Source organism: Paraburkholderia tuberum STM678 (assembly GCF_902833905.1).
In the GTDB taxonomy this organism is placed as follows: domain Bacteria; phylum Pseudomonadota; class Gammaproteobacteria; order Burkholderiales; family Burkholderiaceae; genus Paraburkholderia; species Paraburkholderia tuberum.
Genome location: NZ_CADFGP010000054.1, coordinates 41,344 through 47,343, shown reverse-complemented (window position 1 = coordinate 47,343; position 6,000 = coordinate 41,344). Strand labels below are relative to the sequence as shown.

The following is a 6,000-nucleotide window of genomic DNA, read 5'->3' as shown; positions in this document are numbered from 1 at the left end:
GCAGTCTTGCGTTGGGAGTCGCCCCGGTCGCATCGAACCACGAATGCGCAAACGAAGACCGAAGTCCTACCCATGGCTGAAAGAGCCTCGTCACATCGCACGTGAGCGCGTCCAAAAATATGGGCACGCTCCACGGGCTTAAGTAAGTGCCATTCGCTCCAGGATGGCTTCCCAGGCCACATCCGTATTGCGCAAAAAACGGTACGCTGCGCACGTCTCGCTCCAGCTATCGCACGCCTGGGGGATACTGGCCGTCGGATTGGCCGCAAGTCGTTCCATCAATTTCTTTGCCCTCCTGTCCAGGCGGGCGTCGCCAAGGTCCAGCCCCGCAAATTCCTGCTCGATCCACTGCTGTGCCGCCTTCGTCACCGCGTCCGCCCAAATTACGAGAGTAGACGCGATCCGGCCAAAGTTTACAAGCACGGCTTTCAAGTCATTGAATGTAAACGGCTTGCTGGCGCGGGCGGCTGCCGCAGCGAGATGTGTATAACGCTATGGTTATACGTACCCGGCTGAGGCACTTTCGTTGTCGGATGGCGGATTCGGGCGGCATAATTGATGCGTTAATATGCGTTACACATAGGTTGCCGCCAATGGTTGATTTCGGGCTTGGAAAGAGAATTCTCGCGCTACGAGAGAAGGTCGTCGCGGATTTCAATGCTGGGGATTGGGAGGAAGTCGGTCTTCTTACGGGCTTTTCTGACCAAATTTCTAAGCACCCGCGCCTATTGCGTAGTCTCGCTTGGGGCGACGAAGATTACGCAGGAAATGCACTCACGATGATCAAGAAGATTGCAGAACAGGACGAGGATGCCTTTGAGATTTTCGAGAAGCACGTAGCCGAGAAATATCCCGAGGAAAGCCAATTCGTGTCCGCCAAGCCATCCGAACGGAAGATTACCTTCGCTCCGAACGTCTTCCAGGTCCCGGAAAACACAACCATAGAAACCGACTTGGTTGCCGTAATGATGCCGTTCAACGCTGCGTTTACCGCAGTGCACGAAGGAATTCGTCGTGCTTGCGCAGATGCGGGGTATCGCTGCTTCCGGGTGGACGACATCTGGGAGGAAAGCACCGTAATTCAAGACATTTTCAATTTGATTTTCAGGGCACATGTCGTGGTTGTTGATTTCACTGGAAAGAATCCAAACGTGATGTACGAAACCGGGATCGCTCACACTCTAGGCAAGCATGTCGTTCCGATCTCTCAATCTCTCGACGACGTTCCATTTGACATGGCGCACCATCGAATTCTGAAGTACCTACCGAATGGCGAAGGCATTGAGAGTCTGGTTGGTACGCTTGCGAACAAGCTTCGTCAGGTGAGCGCGTAACGTATAGCTCCGTTTAACGGCGGGTATCAAATGCGCCATCTGGCCAGTTTGGGTCGACTACTACCCAACGCAAACGATCGATGACCAACCGCGTCGGCCGTTTCATGTCGGATTGCGTTCGGCCCAGACAGTGGCACAACGTGCGCCGCGACCGGTCAGGCGCAGCCGGGCCGATCAGGCCGCGCCGTCTTGGTATCACCGGTCGATCGCGCACGAAGAAGCAAGGAAATGCCGAAATCGGCGTTCCCTTAGCGCTACGGCGTTGCTATGTGTGTGGCAAACCGCGCAGACGATGCAGAAAGTTAGAAATCGCCAACGGCAATTGTCTATCCTTGCTGAGATGCTGACGCACGAACGGAGCAAACCGGGATGAGGCAGGACGCACATACGAGTACCGCCGCCCGGCCAGGACGGCACGTGGGAAACACCTCATTGTTCGCGGCAACGTTGACGCTGTGCTGCGCCGCGCCGGTTACGCATGCGGCGCGAGCGGTGCGGCTGGCATGAGGCTGGCGCATCGCTCGGCCGGGGGCGCGGCGTTGCCACGGGGGCGGCCGGACATCCACGCCGACGCTCAAGCGCGAGGCGAGGCCGCTGCACGTTCGACGGCGCGCGTCGCCATCGTCGGCGCGGGGCTGGCCGGGCTCGCGGCAGGATGGCGGCTCGCGCGCGCCGGCATTGTCGCCACGATCTATGAGGCCAGCTCGCGCGTGGGAGGGCGCGTGCAATCGGCGCGCGGGCTCGTGTCGCCGGAGATTGTCTCCGAACTCGGCGCAGAGTTCATCGACAGCACGCATGCCGAGTTGCTCAGCCTCGTGCGCGAGTTTCGCCTGCCCCTGATCGATACGGCCATTCCTGACGAAAGCGCGCTGACGCCGATCTACCATTTCGGCGGCCGGCGCTATTCAAACGCCGATGTCATAGAGGCGCTCGAGCCGTTCGCGCGGCGCATGAGCGACGACGCGCGGCAGCTGTCCGACATGATCTCGCACAGTCATCACTCGCCGGTCGACGCCGCGTTCGACGCCGTGTCGATCGAGCAATACCTCGATCGCATTGGGATGACCGGCTGGGTGCGGCAACTGCTCGACGTGGCCTATGCAACCGAATACGGTCTCGATACCGGCGAGCAATCGTGCCTGAACCTGCTGAAGATGCTGTCCCTGGATTTGTCCAACGGGTTCCAGATTTTCGGTAGCAGCGATCAGCGCTACAAGATTGCCGGTGGCAACGAGTTGTTGCCCCGAGCGCTCGCGACGCGGCTCGGCGATGCGGTCAGATTCGAGCACACGTTGCTCGCGTTGCGCCCGACACTCGACGGGTACCGCCTTGAGTTCGGCACCGCAGGCGGCATCCGCTCAGTCAAGGCCAACTTCGTAGTGCTGTGCGTGCCGTTTACCGTCTTGCGGGCGATTGAGTTACCCGCCGCCCTGCCGCCCTGGAAACGACGCGCGATCGACCATCTTGGCTATGGCGCCAACGAGAAGGTGATCGTCGGCGTCAAGACGCCGCTTTGGCGCGCGCAAGAATGCAACGGCGACGCTTATTCAGACTGCGCCTTCCAGACCGGCTGGGATTCGGGCCGATTGCAGCGCGCGCCCGGGGGTGCCTATACGTTCTATCTCGGCGGTGCCGAGGCCGTGCGTCTGGGCGCGCGCGATCCCGCTGCGGTGGCTCATGCCTACGTCGGGGCTGCCGACGGTCTCTTTGCCGGAATGGCGCAGGCCTACAGCGGCGTGTCGGCGCATACTGGCTGGACCGCGAACCCGTTCTCGCGCGGCGCCTATTCGTGCTACCGGCCCGAGCAATGGACGACGCTCGCGGGCGCCGAGTTCGAGCCAGTTGGCAATCTTCAGTTCGCTGGCGAACACTGCAGCGCGGCGTTTCAGGGTTTCATGAACGGCGCGGTGGAGACGGGGTGGCGCGCGGCCGATGCAATCTTGCAGCGGATCCGTTAGGCGACGCGTATCGGACGCCAATACGGGGGCGGGAATGAAGAGCGAAGCAGAGCAGAAGCGCTTTTGGGACAAGAGCGAGTTTCAGATCGTGTCGTTGGGCATCGGGTTGGCCGGCCTGCTGAGCGCACTTGTGGCGCTGCTCACCGATTTCTTTAAGATCCAAACGATCGAGATGTATTTTCTTGTGGTGGTCGCGGCGGCGATCGTGCTGTTGGCCGTCTCGTGGGCCTTTAGGCGTACGGAGATGTGGTCGGCGTTTTGCCTGCTGAGGGACTCAATTTTCCTTGGCAAGGTGAACTCGGAGTTGAACGCGCTCCTGAGCTTTCTTGAGTACCTGCCGCGGCAGCGCAACGGCTTCGATCTGTTCGAGCGTGTGAGACTCGGCATCGAAGTCTACATCCTGTTGGCGGACGATCCGGATAAGCGCAATTTACTGCGGCGCAAGCATAGGGCCCCCGTGGACGTGCGCGTCGAGCCGGTCGTCGTCAATACCATCGGCGAGATCTACGACAAGAAGGACGAGATTGCCGACTACTTCAGAGCCCTGGGGAAGCACAAGCCCGCCCGTGTTACGGACGAACGCGCCACCCAGTTTCTAGTGCCCGTCGTCGTCATCGAGGGCTTTCTGGCGGCGCACTATCTCGTCGCCGGGCTGTTGCCGGAACTGAACGAGGAGTGGCAGCCAGCCATCCTGGACTATGGCCGCGCCATGACCGATCCCTTCCACCACTTTGGGGAACTGGACGACGGCGAGCACGGCTCGGTTGATCTACGTGAACTCCAGGCGTTTCAGTTCATCTGCTGGCTGGCGTGGGGGCCGAGTATTCCGATTTGCACGTGCTCGCGGTGGAGAGGAAAAGTCGGGTTCCAGTTCGGGTACGGCGACGAGGATGTCTCGATTCCGTTGTTCGCGTCAAAATCCGACGACGGCGCGTGGGCCATTGAATATCTGAAGCGGTCCGTCAACAAGCGCTCGCAGAACGGTGCCAGCCCGCTGGCGTTCCAGACCTCGGTGACCGGGCGGTTGCGCTGGGATTCGCACGACGCGATCCTGCCCGATGCCCAGCGTCACCATTCGAATGCCGACGGGAACCGCAGCAGGCTGCTGCTTGAATGCCTGGACGAGCCGATCGCGCCGCGACCGGACGGTGGGGCATCGACTCCCCGCTATTTCTCGGCCTACGTTTGGATTCTGTTCGTGATCTGCGACAAAGACGGCGACGCGCTCTGGCCGCGCGTCCCGAAGGGGACCCCAGGCCTCTCGGGGACCAAGGCGCAGGTTTGGCGTGGTCTGCTGCCGTTCTTCGAGCATGCGAACATCGCCAATGGCGACAACTACCTGCTGCTCAAGAAACAGGTCGCAAGAAAGGCGCTGGCCGTGCTCGCCGACGTTTGTCGCGACAAGCGCTGGGATGCCTTCACGTTCCGCTATGTTAGCGCGCTCGACGATACCGGTTGTCGTGAGGGAGAGCCCGCGTTCAGCGTTGCGCCGAAAGCATGCGATCTGATGAAGAGCATGCTAGACGAGTTTCCCGGGCTAGCCGGCCGCGTCTTGCTCGAGCGCAAAGTCGAACGGTACCTCAGCGCGTGCTGTTTCCCCGATATCGTCCGCGATTACTATGCGACGGTTCCGTTGCACTGAGGCACGCTCTCCGTTCATGCCGGCACGGGCGCCATCACCCGGCGGCGCCGTGACAACGATTGGACGACCGCTATATCCAAACGAGCGGTCGTCCGTACTAGCGAAGCCGCGTATGACCGGAGAGGGTCGAGGCTGTGTGGAAACGCGAAACTGCTCGGTTTTCGGGTGTCGCTTTACCCTTCCCGAATTGCATTCAAGCCAACACAGGACGATCTGAAGGGTCGAGTTTTCCGATGGGAGCGTTCGGCGTGTGTTTTCACACAGCCTCGGTCGAACTGGGACGTTCAAAGTTACTTTGCCCCTTCACGTGGGCGATAGTTCAGAGGGTGGAATGACAAGCCCAAGGCCCGCCAGATATAGCGGCTCACTCCAGCTGTAGCAATTCTGTAGCAAACCAAAATTCACCCCGCGGTACCGCGCCCATAGCCCCACGCGGCAACAATCGACCGATATCCGAACGTTGCGATATGACAGCGCCTCTTCATCCAAAAAAACCGTCTTATTTTCGCTCGAAATCTGTCACCATTTCATGCGACACCGACCGTGAGCGTAGCGCTGGTCCTGCATTGCGGAAGTGTGTCCTAACGGGAGAGTCCTGATGAGCAAGAAGTCCGAAACGAGCGGTAAGAGCGGCGCGAATGAGTCGACCGCTGCGACGCTGGCCGCGCTGGCGAAATACATCAGTGAGTTCGTCATCAATGGGACGCTCGACACCAGATGCGCCGCGAAACTAGTTAAGCGCCTGAGAAAGGAAGCGGAAACCATTTTGGAAAATGGAAGCGCGACAAAGCTGGCACAAAAGGATCTGAAGAAAGCGTTCGACACGGTTGACGCTGCAGTCCAGGACCACGATGCGAAACTGCTGGTCACAGCTAACGCCGCACTACGTACAGCAGACGAGGGGAAAAAGGCGGAAAAGTCGCACTGAAGACTCGCACGCCTTGACGCTGTAGTAGCTGCGTCCCTCAGATAATGTTTTCAACGGCGAGATACGCCCGCAGAATCACCTGTAGCACGGTCAGTACCGGCCATCAAGCGTCATTTGCCCCTCCCGTTAGACAGACGT

Annotated in this window: 4 protein-coding genes and 1 pseudogene; 4 read left to right on the top strand and 1 reads right to left on the bottom strand. The window is 59.9% G+C overall.

The window, feature by feature from the left end:
• Positions 1-159: 159 nt before the first annotated feature.
• Positions 160-369: pseudogene (locus HWY30_RS32550) on the bottom strand (IS4/Tn5 family transposase DNA-binding protein); the annotation flags it as partial.
• Positions 370-593: 224 nt separating this feature from the next.
• Between HWY30_RS32550 and HWY30_RS42025 the strand changes: the two are divergent.
• The 4 genes from HWY30_RS42025 (at position 594) to HWY30_RS32530 (ending at position 5,862) form a co-directional block, all read left to right on the top strand.
• The gene (locus HWY30_RS42025; protein ID WP_090803979.1) at positions 594-1,334 is read left to right on the top strand and encodes a hypothetical protein; all 741 of its coding nucleotides are present in this window, start codon (positions 594-596) and stop codon (positions 1,332-1,334) included.
• A gap of 503 nt (positions 1,335-1,837) precedes the next feature.
• Complete coding sequence (locus tag HWY30_RS32540; RefSeq protein ID WP_143037147.1) at positions 1,838-3,292, top strand: flavin monoamine oxidase family protein; 1,455 nt, start codon at positions 1,838-1,840, stop codon at positions 3,290-3,292.
• 34 nt (positions 3,293-3,326) lie between these two features.
• A complete protein-coding gene (locus HWY30_RS32535) occupies positions 3,327-4,934 on the top strand; it encodes a hypothetical protein (RefSeq protein WP_090803982.1) in 1,608 nt (535 codons plus the stop codon).
• 598 nt (positions 4,935-5,532) lie between these two features.
• Positions 5,533-5,862 carry a hypothetical protein gene (locus tag HWY30_RS32530; RefSeq protein ID WP_090803983.1) on the top strand — a complete coding sequence of 110 codons (330 nt, stop codon included), beginning with the start codon at positions 5,533-5,535 and terminating at the stop codon, positions 5,860-5,862.
• Positions 5,863-6,000: the final 138 nt, after the last annotated feature.